Raw genomic sequence first — 18407 nt, 5'->3', positions numbered from 1 at the left:
ATGGACTTTTCAAAAAATATTTTAGAAACAATTGGTAATACGCCATTAGTAAAACTCAACAAAATTGTTGCTGAAATTGATGCGTTGGTATTGGCAAAAGTCGAAACTTTTAATCCTGGAAATTCTGTAAAAGACAGAATGGCCGTAAAGATGATTGAAGATGCTGAGGCAGATGGACGTTTACAACCGGGAGGAACTATTATTGAAGGTACTTCGGGAAATACAGGGATGGGACTGGCGCTTGTAGCCATTATCAAAGGATATAAATTAATCTGTGTAATTTCAGATAAGCAGTCGAAAGAAAAAATGGATATTCTTCGTGCTGTTGGGGCAAAAGTCGTAGTATGTCCTACAGATGTTGAGCCCACAGATCCACGCTCTTATTACTCCGTTTCAAAGCGTCTGGCTTTAGAAACACCAAATTCATGGTATGTAAACCAATACGATAATATGTCTAATTCTTTGGCACATTATGAGCAAACGGGACCTGAAATCTGGAAACAGACCGATGGGAAAATTACTCATTTTGTTGTAGGAGTCGGAACAGGAGGAACGATTTCAGGAGTTGGAAGATACTTAAAAGAGAAAAATCCAAACATTAAAATTTGGGGAATTGATACCTATGGTTCCGTTTTTAAAAAATACCACGAAACCGGAATTTTTGATGAAAACGAAATCTACTCGTATATAACCGAAGGAATCGGGGAAGATATTCTGCCTAAAAATGTTGACTTTTCTTTAATCGATGGGTTTACAAAAGTAACCGATAAAGATGCAGCGGTTTATACCAGAAAAATTGCACTTGAAGAAGCTATTTTTGTGGGGAATTCTGCCGGAGCCTGTATTAAAGGCTTATTACAGCTTAAAGAACACTTTAAGCCTGAAGATGTAGTGGTAGTTCTTTTTCACGATTCAGGAAGCCGTTATGTGGGTAAAATGTTCAATGACGACTGGATGCGCGAGCGTGGCTTTTTGGAAGAAAATGTAACAAAAGCAGAAGATGTAATCAAAGATCATATCGATAAGGAACTAATTGTGGTTCGTACCGAAGAATTGGTTTCACATGCCATAGAGCGTATGCGTAAGTATAAAATCTCGCAAATTCCTGTGGTAGATATTAACGGATTTGTAGGTTCTGTTGATGAAACAGATTTGTTCAGAAGTTATGTTGCGGATAAAAATGTAGCCGAAAAACCAATCAAAGAAGTAATGGGCAAGCCTTTCCCTATTGTTAAAATGGGAACGCCAATTGAAGAAGTTTCCAAATTATTTACCAAAGAAAATGATGCTGTACTGATTGAACTCGAAAACGGCAATCACCATATTATAACTAAATATGATATTATTGGATCTATAAAATAAGATCCAGTTCCTAAATTAGTAATCCATAAATCTAATCCTGAAAATTAGATTTATGGATTTTTTTTAGCTTAAAACAAAAACAATATGAATTTTGCAGCCATAGATTTTGAAACGGCAACCGCCTACAATCCCTGTTCTGTTGGAATTGTTACCGTAGAAAACGGAATCATTACAGATGAGTTTGTGACCTTAATAAAGCCACCCAATAATGAATACAATCCCTTCACGATTCGCGTACATGGAATTTATCCGAGTGATACTGTAAATGCAAAGTCATTTCTGCAGGTCTATCCGGAGATCGAAAAAAGATTAAGAAACAAAGTTGTAGTCGCCCATAACGAGAGCTTTGATCGTAATGTCTTAATGAAATCAATGGCACTTCATGGCTTGCTGTATGAAGATTTAAATATTGCCGAAAAATGGGAATGTACAGTCAAAATTTACAAAGCAAAGGGTTTAAAACCAACCAAGCTCAGTGATTGCTGTCGCGAAATGAATATTAAGCTGAACCACCACGAAGCCCTTTCTGATGCGCGTGCTTGTGCTAAATTATATCTGTTGAAATAATTTAAATAAATATCTTTGTAAGATTAATATTATTTTATTTATTTTTAAACTTTAGGAATTAATATAAAAGTTTAAAAATGAAAGAAGACTTTCTCCATTATTTGTGGAAGTTTAAAAAGTTTGAAACGCTAAATTTAAAGACGACTCAAAACGAACCCCTCACAATTATCAGATCCGGAGACTATTTGGAGTCTTCGGGACCTGATTTTTTTAATGCTCAAGTAATAATTGGGAACCAGAAATGGGCAGGAAATGTCGAAATTCATTTAAAGTCATCCGATTGGTACATACACGGTCATGAAAGGGATGTAGCTTATGAAAATGTAATTTTGCATGTAGTCTGGGAACATGACACAGAGATTTTCAGGCAAAACAATACGGAGATCCCTGTTTTGGTTTTGAAGGATTACATTTCGTCCGACATAATTCACAATTACAATTTGTTAATGACACCAAAATCATGGATAGCTTGTGAAAAAAATATTGCCCAAATCGATTCGTTTGTTTTTAAAAACTTGCAGGAACGTCTCTTTTTTGAACGGTTAGAACGCAAATCAAAATTCATTTTTAATTTACTGGAAGAAACAAAACAGGATTGGGAAGCCGTTTTATTTTGTTTGCTGGCGAAGAATTTTGGTTTAAATACAAATGGGAATACTTTTTTGCAAATAACCCAATCTATTCCTTTTTCAATCATCAGAAAAGAAAGTTTTGAAGCTGAAAATCTGGAAGCCTTACTTTTTGGCAGTTCAGGATTATTAGATGCGGAAAAAGAAGACGTTTATTTTACAGACTTAAAGATCAGGTACTTTTATCTCCTCAATAAATATCAGTTGGCAAAGACTTATACAGATCCGCTTGAATTTTTTAAACACCGGCCGGATAATTTTCCAACAATCAGACTTTCTCAATTGGCAGCTTTATACCATAAACATCAAAATTTATTTTCTGAGATAGTCGAATTAAAATCAGTTGAAAAAGTCTATGAATTGCTTACCGTTTCAGCGGGATCCTACTGGCAGAATCATTATCAGTTTGACAAAGAAAGCCGTAAAAAACCAAAAATATTATCAAAAGCATTTATAGATTTAATAATTCTCAATACTATAATTCCGCTTCAATTTGCTTATGCTGAAAAAAGGGGAGAACTAATTTTTGAAGATTTGATTGATTTTATGAAAGAAGTAGCTCCGGAGAAAAACTCCATTATTGATAAGTTTGCAGCTGTCGGATTAATTTCAAAAAATGCTTTTGATACACAAGTCTTATTGCAGCTCAAAAATGAATACTGCAATCAAAAAGCTTGTCTCAAATGCGCCATTGGAATGGAATTATTAAAGAACAATAACTAATTATTGAATTAGAAAATTAGTTAATTAGATAATTTGTACTTTTGCTTGGATATATTTTCTGGTGTTTAATCTAACATCCAACAATCTAAAAATCTAACATTAACTATGTCTGCAATAATAAAACTCAAATTCTTTTTTGAAAAATATGGTTTTCATGTATCCTCAAGGTTAGCAGATAAACTGGGTATGCGCGTAACAAGTGTAAGATTATTTTTTATCTACATTTCATTTGTAACCGTTGGCTTAGGTTTTGGAGTTTATTTAACCTTAGCTTTTTGGATTCGGTTGAAAGATTTAATCAGGGCAAAACGAACTTCTGTTTTCGATTTATAAAAAAAACTCCAAATGAAAATTTGGAGTTTTTTTATGAGAGAATTAAAGAAACTATTCCGTTTCCTTAATGTTAAGTCTTGATCTTTTTTTGCTGTATCCAAAATAAACAAGGATACCAATCGCCAGCCATCCAAGAGAAAGTAACTGAGCATCTAAGCTTAGGTTAATCATTAGATAGGTATTGATTGAAATACCACAAATAGCAATTATTGGTAAAGCAGGAACTTTAAAAGTTCGGGTTAACTGAGGTTGTTTTACTCTTAAGATCCAAACTGCAATACAAACCATTGTAAAGGCAAATAAAGTACCAAAACTTGTCATATCTGCTAGCTTATTAATAGGAGTAAAAGCAGCTACTACAGCAATAATACCACCCAAAATCATCAAGTTGGTTTTTGGAGTTCCTGAAAGTGGATTTACTTTAGAGAATACAGCAGGAATTAATCCGTCTTTAGACATTCCAAGAAAAATTCTTGACTGTCCCATAATCATTACCATTAATACTGAAACTAAACCAATAGTGGCAGCAATTGTGATGATAAAACCAGCCCAGCCTTGTCCTGCAATATCAAATGCATAGGCTACAGGAGCTTTGATGGCTTCAGGGTATTTTCCTAGTGGATTAAAATCTTTATAATTCATCATTCCTGTTAATACTAAAGAAACAAGAATGTATAATGTAGTACAAATTAATAAAGAAGCAATAATAGCAAAAGGAACGTCCTTTTTCGGATTAATAGCTTCTCCGGCTTGTGTAGAAACAGCATCAAAACCTACATAAGCAAAGAAAATTGCTGCAGCTCCAGATACAATTCCGCCTATTCCGTAAGCATTGTGAGTAGTTTCTTTTTCAATAATCTGAGTAGCAGCAGGAATAAAAGGATGCCAGTTAGCAGTATCAATAAAGAACAGACCGGCAATAATTACAAATATTACGGCAGAAACTTTAAGAATAACAATCATGTTATTTGCTTTTGCAGCACTTTTAGTTCCTTTTATAAGTAATGAAATAACCAGGATCACGATACAGAAAGCAGGCAGATTCATAGAAAAACCTTCTCCGGAGTAACTGGCAGGGTCAGTTGTAAGCCATTCAGGGAGGTGAATATGAAACATTTTGAGCAGTTTGTTAAAGTATCCTGACCAGGAGACTGCTACCGTCATGGAACCCATTGCGTACTCAAGAATAAGTCCCCAACCAATAATCCACGCAAAAATTTCTCCAATTGTACCATAAGCATATGCATATGCAGAGCCTTCAACAGGTAATATAGAGGCAAACTCAGAATAACAAAGAGCTGCAAAAACACAGGCAATACCTGCAATAATGAAAGAAAGTGCTAACGCAGGACCAGCATGATAATAGGCTCCCGTACCCGTAAGTACAAAAATTCCTCCACCAATAATGGCACCAACTCCAATGGCAGTTAGGCTCCATTTTCCCAGAACCCTCTTTAAATCACTTTTCTTCATATCCGCTTCAAAAGCAGATATTGGTTTAACTCGCATAATTGACATACTATAATAGTGGTTTATTGTTATTAAGTTCCAAATGTATTGTTTTTTATAAAAAATAAAAACAATTATATAATTTTAAGTTATAAAATGTTTCAGATTTATATTTAATAAGGAAAAACTAACAGCTATTCCTCGAAATCATTAATCACTTTTACTCCAATTATTAAATGGGAAAAAGTGTTAAAAATATTTTTTTACTACTTTTCTTAATAAAAAATATTTTTTTTGATTTAATTTAGACCTCATAACAGTTGAAAATTATTTAGACATGCGTTTTAAATCTTTAGGAATCTACTTTAAGTTTACAAAACAACAACGAATTGGAATTTTTATACTTTTTGCAATAATTATGGGTTTGCAGGCAATTTATTTTTTTGTCAATTTCAGTCCGCCGGAAAAATATTTTCCTGAAAAGGAAAAATGGATGGCAGTTCAGAGCGAGATCGATTCTTTAAAAACAGAAAAATATAGAAACAAACCACAAGTATATTTATTCAATCCGAATTTTATGTCGGATTATAAAGGATATAAACTTGGAATGTCTGTTGATGAGATTGACCGGTTGATGGCTTTTCGAAAAGAAAACAAATATGTAAATTCGGCAAAAGAATTTCAGCAGGTTACCGGAATTTCAGATTCCTTATTAAAAGTTATTTCACCTCTTTTTAAATTCCCCGAATGGACAACCAGTAAAAAAGTATTAGTAGACAATAAAAAGGATTATAAAGAATATGAAAAGTATAAGAGTAGTCCTTTTGTCAAAAAAGAGAAAAAAGTTTTAAAAGATATAAATCAGGCAACGCAGGAAGATTTGGATAACATATTTGGAATTGGGGAAGCCTTGTCGCTGCGAATACTAAAGCAAAAAGAAATTCTGGGAGGTTTTGTCTCAATGGAGCAGCTGAATGAAGTTTGGGGACTTTCTCCGGAAGTACTGTATGAATTAAATGCCAATTTTAGGATTTATTCGCTTCCCAATTTTAAAAAGATACCCATAAATGAGGCGTCTTTAAAAGAATTGTCGCAGTTCTATTATTTTAAATATGGACTGGCGAAACAAATCATAACGCATAGAAGTATGAACGGAGATTTTAAAAATATTGAGGATTTAGCAAAAATTAAAGGTTTTCCTGTTGATAAAGCAAAAATAATTAGTTTATATTTGGAGTTCTAAAAAAACTGACTACAATGAATTTTGATTATAACGAAACACAGTCGATGATTGCACAATCGATAAAAGAATTTGCAGAAAAAAATATCAGACCTAATATAATGGAGTGGGACGAAGCTCAGATCTTTCCGGTTCCTTTGTTTAAAAAATTAGGGGAAATGGGATTTATGGGAGTCCTGGTGCCTGAAGAATACGGTGGAAGTGGTTTAGGGTATCACGAATATATTACAGTTGTGGAAGAAATATCCAAAGTAGATCCTTCTATTGGTTTGTCTGTTGCAGCCCATAATTCATTATGCACGAATCATATCCTGACTTTTGGAAATGAAGAACAAAAGAAAAAATGGTTACCGAAATTAGCAACTGCAGAATTTATTGGCGCCTGGGGTCTGACCGAACACAATACGGGTTCTGATGCCGGCGGAATGAATACTACTGCTGTAAAAGATGGTGATTTTTGGGTTGTAAATGGTGCTAAGAATTTTATCACACATGCTATTTCAGGTGATGTTGCAGTAGTAATTGTGCGTACAGGAGAAAAAGGGGATTCAAAAGGAATGACAGCTTTTGTTTTTGAAAAAGGAATGCCTGGATTCACATCTGGTAAAAAAGAAAATAAATTAGGAATGCGAGCCAGTGAAACAGCCGAATTGGTTTTTGATAATTGCCGTGTTCCGGATGCGAACAGATTAGGAGAAGTGGGGCAGGGTTTTGTACAGGCAATGAAAGTATTAGATGGAGGCCGCATTTCTATTGGTGCCTTGTCGTTAGGAATAGCAAAAGGAGCTTATGAAGCGGCATTAAAATATTCGAAAGAAAGATATCAGTTTGGACAGCCGATTAGTAGTTTTCAGGGAATATCATTCAAGTTGGCAGATATGGCAACCGAAATCGAAGCTTCGGAATTATTATTGCATAAAGCTGCTTTCCTGAAGCAGGAACACAAACCTGTTACCACAATGGGCGCAATGGCTAAAATGTACGCGTCGGAAGTTTGTGTAAAAGTGGCAAATGAAGCAGTGCAGATTCATGGTGGTTACGGATATACAAAAGACTTTCCTGTTGAGAAATTCTATCGTGATTCTAAATTATGTACGATCGGAGAAGGAACGACAGAAATTCAGAAATTAGTTATATCCAGAAATTTACTGAAAGAGTAAAGAATATAGAGTAAAGAATATAGAGTAAAGAATATAGAGTAAAGAATATAGAGTAAAGATTATAGAGTAAACATTATAGAGTAAAGAATTTGCGATAAGATCTATACTCTTTACTCTATATTCTTTTTTCTTTAAAAAAAAATCATAATTCATAACTCATAATTCAAAATTAATATATACTTTTGCACCCTTAACGAGAGGAGGTGTCTATATTATGTTAATTATACCAATTAAAGACGGAGAAAATATCGATAGAGCATTAAAGCGCTATAAAAGAAAATTTGATAAAACAGGAACTGTTCGTCAATTAAGAGCACGTACTGCTTTTATTAAGCCTTCTGTTATCAAAAGAGCTCAAATTCAAAAAGCGGCTTACATTCAAAACATGAGAGATGGTTTAGAAAGTTAGTATTAGTCTTTTAAAAATAATTACCGTTAGTGATCAAAAAGTTATAACTTTGATGCTAACGGTTTTTTTGTGCTTATTTTTTAGTGTTTTGAAAACGGTGTTTAGTAGGGTTGTATTTTTCTTTGTTTGTAATTATATAAGTGTAGAATTCCATGAAGACTAATAAAGAGGCATTTCGTGATTATCTTCAGTTAGAGAAGAAGTATTCGCCTCATACGGTTAGTGCTTATTTAAATGATATTTCTTTTTTTGAGCTGTTCAATAAAACTAATTTTGATCAGGAAGCTATAGATCAGGCTCATTACAGTCAGGTCAGGAGCTGGATTGTTTCCTTGGTAGATCAGAATGTTTCTAATGTTTCTGTCAACAGGAAAATGGCTTCTTTAAAAGCCTATTATAAATTTCTTTTAAAAATCAAGCAGATAGAAATAAATCCAATGTTAAAACATAAGGCGTTAAAAACGCCTAAGATTATTCAGATTCCGTTTTCTGAAAAAGAACTTACTGATTTGATGGAAACAGTTGGTGATCCTTTTGGTTTTGAGGAAATACGTGATAAGCTGATTGTTGATTTGTTTTATACGACAGGAATGCGAAGAGCAGAACTGATAAGTTTAATGATTTATAATGTTGATTTGTCATCGAACGTAATTAAGGTTTTGGGTAAAAGGAATAAGGAGCGCATAATTCCTATTCTTCCGGTTATTACAGAGCAGTTTAAATTGTATTTAAGTGAAAGGGTTTCTGTTGAAAAAATCGTAGATGAAGATTATTTTTTTATTTCTAAAAAAGGATTAAAATTAAGTGAATCTTTTGTGTATCGATTAATTAATTCTTACTTTAGTAAAGTCTCTGAAAAGGTAAAAAAAAGTCCTCATGTCCTCAGGCATACTTTTGCGACTCATTTATTGAATAACGGAGCAGATTTAAATTCAGTTAAAGAATTATTAGGGCATTCCAGTTTGGCGTCAACACAGGTTTATACTCATAATAGTCTTGCAGAGCTTAAAAAAGTATATGGTAAGGCGCATCCGAGGAATAAATAGTAATTCTTAAATGTTTAACCCTAAAATTTATATTATGAAGGTAGATGTTCATGCAGTTAACTTTACTGTTGACAGAAAGTTGGTAGATTTTATTCAGGAAAGAATGGATAAATTGGAAAAATACTACGATCGGGTGGTTTCGGCAGATGTTTTTTTAAAAGTGGAAAGAACAAGTGATAAGGAGAATAAGGCGGTAGAGATAAAGATTAATGTTCCTGGGGATGATTTTTTGGTTAAAAAGCAGTGTAAAACTTTTGAAGAAGCGGTTGAGCTTTCAGCAGAATCCTTAGAGCGTTTACTGGTAAAAAGGAAAGAAAAAATAAGAACACACATATAATTAAAATTTTTTTCAAAAAATGTTTTGATTCAAAGATAAAATAGCTACATTTGCAGTCCGTTAGAAATAGCGGACTTTTTTAATGTTATTGCCAGCGTAGCTCAGTTGGCTAGAGCAGCTGATTTGTAATCAGCAGGTCGTGGGTTCGAGTCCCTCCGCCGGCTCAAAAAAAGGTTTCAAATGCGATTTGAAACAGGTTCTTTTAAGGTGATGGAATTTTAAAAATTAGGGGAGATACTCAAGCGGCCAACGAGGGCAGACTGTAAATCTGCTGTGTGAACTTCGCAGGTTCGAATCCTGCTCTCCCCACAAAATGAATTTTAGATTATGTTTTTCGGTATTTGGTTTTGAATAAAAACAAAATACTGATTAAGACTCTTAAATCAAGGATTCTGCCGGTGTAGCTCAGGGGTAGAGTGCTTCCTTGGTAAGGAAGAGGTCTCGGGTTCAATTCCCGACATTGGCTCAAGTAAGTAGGAAATTGAAAATTAATATATAACTAAGATTAAAAATTAAGTAAAATGGCAAAGGAGAATTTTAATCGTTCCAAACCGCACTTAAACATAGGTACAATTGGACACGTGGATCACGGAAAAACTACATTAACTGCAGCAATTACAAAAGTATTGTCTGATGCTGGTTACTGTCAAGCAAAATCGTTTGATCAAATCGATAACGCTCCAGAGGAGAAAGAAAGAGGTATTACTATTAATACATCACACGTAGAGTATGAAACAGCTAACCGTCACTACGCTCACGTTGACTGTCCAGGTCACGCGGATTACGTAAAGAACATGGTTACTGGTGCTGCTCAAATGGACGGAGCTATCTTAGTAGTTGCTGCTACAGATGGTCCAATGCCACAAACTCGTGAGCACATCCTTTTAGGTCGTCAGGTTGGTATTCCAAGAATCGTTGTATTCATGAACAAAGTGGATATGGTTGATGACGCTGAATTGTTAGAGCTTGTTGAAATGGAAATTAGAGATTTATTATCTTTCTACGAATATGATGGAGATAATGGTCCTGTTGTTCAAGGTTCTGCTTTAGGAGGATTGAATAATGATCCTGCTTGGGTACCAAAAATCATTGAATTAATGGAAGCTGTTGATGCTTGGATCGAAGAGCCAGTGCGTGACGTTGCTAAACCATTCTTGATGCCGGTTGAAGATGTATTTACAATTACTGGTCGTGGAACTGTTGCTACAGGTCGTATCGAAACAGGTATTGCTAATACAGGAGATCCAGTTGAAATCATTGGTATGGGAGCTGATAAATTGACTTCTACTATTACTGGAGTTGAGATGTTCCGTAAAATCCTTGATAGAGGTGAAGCTGGAGATAACGTAGGTTTATTGTTAAGAGGTATTGATAAAGAATCTATCAAAAGAGGAATGGTTATCATTAAGCCAGGATCAGTAAAACCACACGCTACTTTCAAAGCTGAGGTTTATATCTTGAAAAAAGAAGAAGGTGGACGTCATACTCCATTCCATAATAACTACCGTCCACAGTTCTACGTACGTACAACTGACGTAACAGGAGTTATTACTTTACCTGAAGGAGTAGAGATGGTAATGCCAGGAGACAACTTGACTATCAATGTATCTTTATTAAGCCCAATCGCAATGAGCGTAGGTTTACGTTTTGCTATCCGTGAAGGTGGTAGAACTGTAGGTGCAGGTCAGGTGACTGAAATCGTAGGATAATCCTATAAAAAAAAAACAACTATAAAAAGCCAGTTGATTTTCTTAACTGAAATCACTGGCTTTTAATTACGGGCGTAGTTCAAGGGTAGAATAGCGGTCTCCAAAACCGTTGATGGGGGTTCGAATCCCTCCGCCCGTGCAATATAAAATATATCAAATGACAAAAGTTACTAATTATTTATCAGAGGCTTTCGAAGAGTTGAAGTCAAATGTTACTTGGCCTGCTTGGGCTGAGGTTCAGAAATTGACAATTGTTGTGGCTGTATTTTCGGTTTTATTCGCCTTGGCAACATGGGGAGTAGACGAATTTTTTGCAAAAGCTTTGGCTGGATTTTTTAACTGGTTAAAAGGATAATTTTTTTGTGATGGCAGATAATAATGTGAAAAAATGGTATGTGGTTAGAGCTGTAAGCGGACAGGAAAATAAAGTCAAAGCTTATATCGAAACTGAAATTGCCAGACTAGGTATGGGTGATTATGTTTCCCAAGTTTTAGTGCCTACAGAAAAAGTAGTTACTGTAAAAGAAGGAAAGAAAATGTCTAAGGATAAAGTGTATTTTCCTGGATATGTTATGATCGAAGCCAACTTGGTTGGTGAGATACCTCATATTATTAAGTCTATTACTAGTGTAATTGGATTTTTAGGTGAGATCAAAGGCGGAGAACCTGTTCCTTTGAGGCTTTCTGAAGTAAATCGTATGTTAGGAAAAGTAGATGAGTTAGCTGTAAATACAGATACCCGTGCTATTCCGTTTAATTTAGGTGAAACTGTAAAAGTGATCGATGGTCCTTTTAACGGATTTAACGGTACGGTTGAAAAAATCAATGAAGAAAAGCGTAAACTTGAAGTTATGGTTAAGATTTTCGGAAGAAAAACACCATTGGAACTGAGTTTTATGCAAGTTGAAAAAGTATAATTTTTGTTACATCTATAATAACCACTATAATCGCTTCCAATGATTATGGTGTTAAATTTTTTAAAAAATGGCTAAAGAAATTAGTAAGGTAGTTAAACTACAAGTTAAGGGAGGTGCTGCGAATCCGTCGCCACCGGTTGGACCTGCTTTAGGAGCTGCTGGGGTTAATATCATGGAGTTCTGTAAGCAGTTCAATGCTAGAACACAAGATAAACCTGGCAAAATATGCCCAGTACAAATTACTGTGTATAAAGACAAATCATTTGATTTTGTTGTAAAAACTCCTCCAGCTGCTGTCCAATTATTGGAAGCTGCAAAGCTAAAGTCTGGATCAGGTGAACCAAATCGTAAAAAAGTAGCTAGTGTTACTTGGGACGTTATCAAAGCTATTGCTGAAGATAAAATGGTAGATTTAAATGCATTCACAATCGAATCTGCAATGAGCATGATCGCTGGAACTGCTAGATCTATGGGTATAACTGTATCAGGAGATGCTCCTTTTTAATTAAGAGAAAGAAATGGCAAAATTAACAAAAAAGCAAAAAGAGGCTGCTTCAAAAATTGAAAAGAACAAACTATACTCTTTGAAAGATGCAGCTGCATTAATCAAAGTTATAGCTTCTGCAAAATTTGATGAGTCTGTTGATATCGCAGTTCGTTTGGGTGTAGATCCAAGAAAAGCGAATCAAATGGTTAGAGGTGTAGTTACATTACCTCACGGAACTGGTAAAGACGTTAAAGTATTAGCATTAGTTACTCCGGATAAAGAAGCTGAAGCTAAAGAAGCTGGAGCTGATTACGTAGGTCTTGACGATTATTTACAAAAAATTAAAGATGGTTGGACAGATGTTGATGTTATCATCACTATGCCGGCTGTTATGGGTAAATTAGGTCCATTAGGTCGTATTTTAGGACCTAGAGGTTTAATGCCAAACCCTAAAACAGGTACTGTAACTATGGATGTTGCAAAAGCTGTTCAAGAGGTTAAAGCTGGTAAAATTGACTTTAAAGTTGATAAAACTGGTATCGTACATGCAGGAATTGGTAAAGTTTCTTTTGGAGCTGAGCAAATTTATGACAATGCACACGAAATTATTCAAACATTAATCAAACTTAAACCAACTGCTGCTAAAGGTACCTATATTAAAGGTATTCACCTTACAAGCACTATGAGTCCTGCAATCGCATTGGACCCTAAAGCAGTATAATTGGTAGTTAATAATTTTTAGTATGACTAGAGAAGAAAAATCAATCGCGATTGAAGATTTAACTGCGCAGTTAGCTGGTACAAATATTATTTATGTATCTGATATTTCTGGATTAAATGCAGAAACAACTTCAAGCTTAAGAAGAGCTTGCTTTAAAGCAGGTATTAAATTAGAGGTTGTAAAAAACACTTTGCTTGCAAAAGCAATGGAAGCTTCTGCTAATGACTATGGTGATTTACCTTCAGTATTGACTGGTAACAGCGCTATATTTATTTCAGATGTTGCAAATGCACCTGGAAAAATAATTAAAGATTTCAGAAAAAAATCAGCTAAACCGGTATTAAAGGGAGCTTATATTAACTCTGAAATTTACATTGGAGATGATCAATTAGATGCGTTAGCAACTATTAAATCTAAAGAAGAACTTCTTGGAGAACTTATTGGATTGTTACAATCTCCTGCTCAGAGAATTATTTCTGCTCTTCAAAACAAGTTTGCTGGAGAAGAATCAGAAGCAGCAACTGAGGAAGCATAATATAAAAGACGGTTGTCTTTTGTGTTACTAAATTCGCACACACAAATAAATTATAATTTTACAAATCATTTTAAACGATAGAAAAAATGGCAGATTTGAAACAATTCGCAGAACAATTAGTTAACCTAACAGTTAAAGAAGTTAACGAATTAGCAACAATATTAAAAGATGAGTATGGTATCGAGCCTGCTGCTGCAGCTGTAGTAGTTGCTGCTGGTGGTGGAGAAGGTGCTGCTGAAGAAGCACAAACTGAATTTACAGTAGTATTAAAAGAAGCTGGAGCTTCAAAATTAGCTGTTGTAAAATTAGTTAAAGAACTTACAGGTTTAGGTTTGAAAGAAGCTAAAGATGTAGTTGACGGTGCTCCAAGTAACGTTAAAGAAGGTGTTTCTAAAGAAGAGGCTGAAGGTCTTAAAAAATCATTAGAAGAAGCTGGAGCTGTAGTTGAGCTTAAATAATTCAACTCGGTTTTAAGAACTAGGTTTAGGTCTTGAGTGAACGCTCAATGGCCTAAACCATTTTTCGTATAATAAAATATATCAAGTTTTATTATCAAATAGTTTAAAATACGAAAAAGTTTTTGATCAATACGAAGAAAAAAAATTGAGCTGATTTTATCGGTTTATTTTTAAAGATGTATTGATTATAATAAGAAAGTATAGATTAAACAGTGTGTTTTTACACAAAAAATTACTTTTTTTTAATCAAAATTTTGTCCATTGATGATAACAAATCAGACTGAAAGATTGAATTTTGCCTCTACAAAAAATATTCCTGACTATCCGGATTTCTTAGATGTTCAGGTTAAATCTTTTAAAGATTTTTTTCAATTAGAAACTAAATCTGACGAAAGAGGCAACGAAGGGTTGTACAACACCTTCATGGAAAACTTTCCAATCACAGATACAAGAAATAACTTTGTATTGGAGTTCCTAGATTATTTTGTTGATCCACCACGTTATACAATTCAAGAATGTATAGAGAGAGGTCTTACGTATAGTGTGCCTTTAAAAGCCAGGTTAAAACTATATTGTACTGATCCAGAACACGAAGATTTTGAAACTATTGTACAAGATGTTTACCTTGGAACAATACCTTATATGACTCCAAGCGGTACCTTTGTAATCAATGGTGCTGAGCGTGTGGTAGTATCTCAGCTGCACCGTTCTCCTGGGGTTTTCTTTGGTCAGTCATTCCATGCAAATGGAACAAAACTTTATTCTGCCAGAGTAATTCCTTTTAAAGGATCCTGGATAGAATTTTCTACTGATATCAATAGTGTAATGTACGCTTATATCGACAGAAAGAAAAAATTACCGGTAACAACTTTATTCCGTGCAATCGGATTCGAAAGAGACAAGGATATCCTTGAAATTTTCGACCTTGCTGAAGAAATTAAAGTTTCTAAAACAGGTATTAAAAAATATATTGGAAGAAGACTTGCTGCACGTGTATTGAACACCTGGCACGAGGATTTCGTGGATGAAGATACCGGTGAGGTAGTTTCTATCGAACGTAACGAAATCATCCTTGATAGAGATACTATTATCGACAAAGATAATGTGGAAGAAATCATCGATTCTAACGTTAAATCTATTTTGTTGCATAAAGAGGATAATAATCAGGCAGATTATGCTATTATCCACAATACATTACAAAAAGATCCAACAAACTCTGAAAAAGAAGCTGTAGAGCACATTTACCGTCAGTTGCGTAACGCTGAACCGCCTGATGAGGAAACTGCTCGTGGTATTATAGATAAATTGTTCTTCTCTGATCAACGTTATAACTTAGGTGAAGTTGGTCGTTACAGAATGAACAAGAAACTTGGTTTAGATATCCCGATGGAAAAGCAAGTGCTTACCAAAGAAGATATCATTACCATTGTAAAATATTTGATCGAATTGATCAACTCTAAAGCAGAGATTGATGATATTGATCACTTGTCAAACCGTCGTGTCAGAACAGTTGGAGAACAATTGTCTCAACAATTCGGTGTTGGTTTAGCACGTATGGCCAGAACTATTCGTGAGAGAATGAACGTTAGAGATAACGAGGTGTTTACACCAATCGATTTGATTAATGCTAAAACATTATCATCGGTTATCAACTCTTTCTTTGGTACGAACCAGTTGTCTCAATTTATGGATCAAACGAATCCACTAGCTGAGATTACACACAAAAGAAGATTATCTGCACTTGGACCTGGTGGACTTTCGAGAGAGAGAGCTGGTTTCGAGGTTCGTGACGTTCACTATACACACTATGGTCGTTTATGTCCGATTGAAACTCCTGAGGGACCAAACATTGGTTTGATTTCATCTCTTGGTGTTTATGCAAAAGTTAACGGAATGGGTTTCATCGAAACTCCTTACCGTAAAGTTACAAATGGTGTAGTTGATTTAGAAAGTACTCCTATATATTTAAGTGCTGAAGAAGAAGAAGGAAAAATGATTGCTCAGGCAAACATTGAAATGGATGCAACAGGAAAAATTACAGCTAGTAATGTAATTGCCCGTGAGGAAGGTGACTTCCCGGTTGTTGAACCTTCTGCAGTACATTATACAGACGTTGCTCCTAACCAGATTGCTTCGATTTCGGCTTCATTGATTCCTTTCCTGGAGCATGATGATGCGAATAGAGCTTTGATGGGATCTAACATGATGCGTCAGGCGGTTCCTTTGATCCGTCCGGAAGCACCAATCGTTGGTACAGGTTTAGAGCGTCAGGTAGCTTCAGACTCCAGAGTATTGATTAATGCTGAAGGAGATGGTACTGTAGAATATGTAGATGCTAATATCATTACTATTAAATACGACCGTACTGAAGAAGAAAGAATGGTTAGTTTTGATGCTGATGAGAAGACTTACAACCTAATTAAATTTAGAAAAACCAATCAGGGAACAAGTATCAACCTGAAACCAATCGTAAGAAAAGGGGACAGAGTGAGTCTTGGTCAGGTATTATCAGAAGGATATGCTACTCAAAATGGTGAATTAGCTTTAGGTAGAAACCTAAAAGTTGCGTTCATGCCATGGAAAGGGTACAACTTTGAGGATGCGATTGTAATTTCTGAAAAAGTAGTTCGTGATGATATTTTTACTTCTATCCACGTTGATGATTATTCATTAGAGGTTAGAGATACGAAGTTAGGAAACGAAGAGTTAACAAACGATATTCCTAACGTTTCTGAAGAAGCTACTAAAGATTTAGATGAAAACGGTATGATCAGAATTGGAGCAGAGGTTAAACCTGGCGACATTCTTATCGGAAAAATTACACCAAAAGGAGAATCAGATCCAACTCCGGAAGAGAAATTGCTTCGTGCAATCTTCGGGGATAAAGCCGGTGATGTAAAAGATGCTTCATTAAAAGCGTCTCCATCTTTACATGGTGTAGTTCTTGACAAAAAATTATTTGCAAGGGCCGTAAAAGATAAACGTAAACGTACTCAGGATAAAGATGCTTTAGGCGCTTTAGAAATGGAATTCGAAACTAAATTTGTTGAATTAAAAGACAGATTGGTGGAGAAATTATTCCTGATTGTGAACGGAAAAACATCTCAGGGTGTAATGAATGATTTGGGTGAAGAAGTTTTACCAAAAGGTAAAAAATATACTCAGAAAATGCTTTACGCAGTTGAGGATTTTGCTCACTTAAGCAAAGGTCAATGGGTTGCTGATGACGCTACAAATAAAATGGTTAATGATTTAATTCATAACTATAAAATTAAGCTGAATGACTTACAGGGATCTTTAAGAAGAGAGAAATTCACGATTACGGTTGGAGATGAATTACCATCCGGAATCCTGAAATTAGCGAAAATTTACATCGCTAAAAAACGTAAACTGAAAGTTGGGGATAAAATGGCAGGACGTCACGGTAACAAAGGTATTGTTGCAAGAATCGTTCGTCATGAAGATATGCCTTTCCTTGAAGACGGAACACCGGTAGATATCGTATTGAATCCACTTGGGGTACCTTCACGTATGAACATTGGTCAGATTTATGAAACTGTTCTTGGATGGGCCGGACAAAACTTAGGTAGAAAATTTGCTACTCCAATTTTTGACGGTGCTTCTTTAGACCAAATTAATGCTTTGACTGATGAAGCCGGAGTACCACGTTTCGGACATACATACCTTTACGATGGTGGTACCGGAGAGCGTTTCCATCAGGCAGCAACTGTGGGTGTAATTTACATGCTTAAATTAGGACACATGGTTGATGATAAGATGCACGCACGTTCTATCGGACCATACTCATTAATTACGCAACAGCCTCTTGGAGGTAAAGCGCAATTTGGAGGTCAGCGTTTTGGAGAGATGGAGGTTTGGGCACTTGAGGCTTATGGAGCATCAAGTACTCTTAGAGAAATCCTGACTGTTAAATCGGATGACGTTATTGGTAGAGCTAAAACTTACGAAGCTATCGTTAAGGGAGAGTCAATGCCGGAACCAGGTTTACCTGAATCATTCAATGTATTGATGCACGAATTGAAAGGTCTTGGACTAGACATTCGTTTAGAAGAATAAAAAAAGTTTTCAGTTACAGTCTCAGTATTCAGTTCATTCTGAAAACTGAGACTAAAGCTGTTTAATAGAATTAAAGTTTTTAGGATTTATACCCGTCACCCGTTCCGATTTTTTATGTAAACGAAAGTTTTGTAATTAGCACTTCAGAATGTAGTCTGAAGTTTAGAGAAGTAATCCGAGGTAGTATTTTGAATGCCGTAGGCCTTAAGCTATAAGCCGTAAGCACATGCGTAACGCTTACAGCCTAG

General features: G+C 35.2%; 18 protein-coding genes and 4 tRNA genes. 21 read left to right on the top strand and 1 reads right to left on the bottom strand.

The window, feature by feature from the left end; translation table 11 throughout:
• The 4 genes from GJU43_RS16665 (at position 1) to GJU43_RS16650 (ending at position 3614) form a co-directional block, all read left to right on the top strand.
• On the top strand, positions 1 to 1362 hold the full coding sequence (locus GJU43_RS16665; protein WP_154342066.1) for a pyridoxal-phosphate dependent enzyme: 1362 nt from the start codon (positions 1 to 3) through the stop codon (positions 1360 to 1362).
• Between the two features lie 84 nt (positions 1363 to 1446).
• A complete protein-coding gene (locus GJU43_RS16660; RefSeq protein WP_154342064.1) occupies positions 1447 to 1929 on the top strand; it encodes a 3'-5' exonuclease in 483 nt (160 codons plus the stop codon).
• A 77-nt stretch (positions 1930 to 2006) separates the two neighbouring features.
• Entirely contained in the window at positions 2007 to 3281 is a 1275-nt protein-coding gene (locus tag GJU43_RS16655) for a DUF2851 family protein (RefSeq protein ID WP_154342062.1), read from the top strand.
• Between the two features lie 105 nt (positions 3282 to 3386).
• On the top strand, positions 3387 to 3614 hold the full coding sequence (locus tag GJU43_RS16650; protein ID WP_035659873.1) for a PspC family transcriptional regulator: 228 nt from the start codon (positions 3387 to 3389) through the stop codon (positions 3612 to 3614).
• 51 nt (positions 3615 to 3665) lie between these two features.
• Here GJU43_RS16650 and GJU43_RS16645 read toward each other — a convergent pair whose 3' ends face one another.
• Positions 3666 to 5132, bottom strand: coding sequence for an APC family permease (locus tag GJU43_RS16645; RefSeq protein ID WP_154342060.1), 1467 nt, complete (start codon positions 5130 to 5132; stop codon positions 3666 to 3668).
• Between the two features lie 268 nt (positions 5133 to 5400).
• Between GJU43_RS16645 and GJU43_RS16640 the strand changes: the two genes are divergently transcribed.
• The 17 genes from GJU43_RS16640 to rpoB all read left to right on the top strand — a co-directional run bounded on the left by GJU43_RS16640 (position 5401) and on the right by rpoB (position 18159).
• Positions 5401 to 6306, top strand: coding sequence for a helix-hairpin-helix domain-containing protein (locus GJU43_RS16640; protein WP_154342058.1), 906 nt, complete (start codon positions 5401 to 5403; stop codon positions 6304 to 6306).
• A gap of 14 nt (positions 6307 to 6320) precedes the next feature.
• Positions 6321 to 7463 (top strand): acyl-CoA dehydrogenase family protein, encoded by a 1143-nt coding sequence (locus tag GJU43_RS16635; protein WP_154342056.1) that lies wholly within the window; start codon positions 6321 to 6323, stop codon positions 7461 to 7463.
• A 214-nt stretch (positions 7464 to 7677) separates the two neighbouring features.
• The gene (gene rpsU, locus GJU43_RS16630; protein WP_026985791.1) at positions 7678 to 7872 is read left to right on the top strand and encodes a 30S ribosomal protein S21; all 195 of its coding nucleotides are present in this window, start codon (positions 7678 to 7680) and stop codon (positions 7870 to 7872) included.
• A 152-nt stretch (positions 7873 to 8024) separates the two neighbouring features.
• Entirely contained in the window at positions 8025 to 8918 is an 894-nt protein-coding gene (locus GJU43_RS16625) for a tyrosine-type recombinase/integrase (protein ID WP_154342054.1), read from the top strand.
• Between the two features lie 34 nt (positions 8919 to 8952).
• Positions 8953 to 9255: a ribosome hibernation-promoting factor, HPF/YfiA family gene (gene hpf, locus GJU43_RS16620; protein ID WP_127340290.1), complete on the top strand. Its 303-nt coding sequence runs from the start codon at positions 8953 to 8955 to the stop codon at positions 9253 to 9255.
• Between the two features lie 90 nt (positions 9256 to 9345).
• Positions 9346 to 9419: transfer RNA gene (locus tag GJU43_RS16615), tRNA-Thr, on the top strand.
• Between the two features lie 64 nt (positions 9420 to 9483).
• Positions 9484 to 9564: transfer RNA gene (locus GJU43_RS16610), tRNA-Tyr, on the top strand.
• Between the two features lie 85 nt (positions 9565 to 9649).
• A tRNA-Thr gene (locus GJU43_RS16605) sits at positions 9650 to 9721 on the top strand.
• Positions 9722 to 9776: 55 nt separating this feature from the next.
• Positions 9777 to 10964, top strand: a complete 1188-nt coding sequence (gene tuf / locus GJU43_RS16600) for an elongation factor Tu (protein WP_007807448.1) — start codon at positions 9777 to 9779, stop codon at positions 10962 to 10964.
• A 68-nt stretch (positions 10965 to 11032) separates the two neighbouring features.
• Positions 11033 to 11103, top strand: a tRNA-Trp gene (locus GJU43_RS16595).
• A gap of 18 nt (positions 11104 to 11121) precedes the next feature.
• The gene (gene secE / locus GJU43_RS16590; RefSeq protein ID WP_041517377.1) at positions 11122 to 11319 is read left to right on the top strand and encodes a preprotein translocase subunit SecE; all 198 of its coding nucleotides are present in this window, start codon (positions 11122 to 11124) and stop codon (positions 11317 to 11319) included.
• Positions 11320 to 11329: 10 nt separating this feature from the next.
• A complete protein-coding gene (nusG, locus tag GJU43_RS16585; protein ID WP_029273444.1) occupies positions 11330 to 11881 on the top strand; it encodes a transcription termination/antitermination protein NusG in 552 nt (183 codons plus the stop codon).
• 67 nt (positions 11882 to 11948) lie between these two features.
• Positions 11949 to 12386 carry a 50S ribosomal protein L11 gene (rplK, locus tag GJU43_RS16580; RefSeq protein WP_007807442.1) on the top strand — a complete coding sequence of 146 codons (438 nt, stop codon included), beginning with the start codon at positions 11949 to 11951 and terminating at the stop codon, positions 12384 to 12386.
• 13 nt (positions 12387 to 12399) lie between these two features.
• A complete protein-coding gene (rplA, locus tag GJU43_RS16575) occupies positions 12400 to 13089 on the top strand; it encodes a 50S ribosomal protein L1 (protein ID WP_055094620.1) in 690 nt (229 codons plus the stop codon).
• A gap of 22 nt (positions 13090 to 13111) precedes the next feature.
• A complete protein-coding gene (gene rplJ, locus GJU43_RS16570; RefSeq protein ID WP_127340288.1) occupies positions 13112 to 13624 on the top strand; it encodes a 50S ribosomal protein L10 in 513 nt (170 codons plus the stop codon).
• A gap of 86 nt (positions 13625 to 13710) precedes the next feature.
• The gene (gene rplL / locus GJU43_RS16565; RefSeq protein WP_007807437.1) at positions 13711 to 14082 is read left to right on the top strand and encodes a 50S ribosomal protein L7/L12; all 372 of its coding nucleotides are present in this window, start codon (positions 13711 to 13713) and stop codon (positions 14080 to 14082) included.
• Between the two features lie 264 nt (positions 14083 to 14346).
• Entirely contained in the window at positions 14347 to 18159 is a 3813-nt protein-coding gene (gene rpoB, locus GJU43_RS16560) for a DNA-directed RNA polymerase subunit beta (protein ID WP_154342052.1), read from the top strand.
• The last annotated feature ends 248 nt before the right edge of the window (positions 18160 to 18407 follow it).

The sequence above is a fragment of the Flavobacterium sp. LC2016-23 genome (assembly GCF_009674775.1).
Classification (GTDB): domain Bacteria; phylum Bacteroidota; class Bacteroidia; order Flavobacteriales; family Flavobacteriaceae; genus Flavobacterium.
Note: the sequence above shows the minus strand (reverse complement) of the source record. Positions and strands in the feature narration are given on the sequence as shown.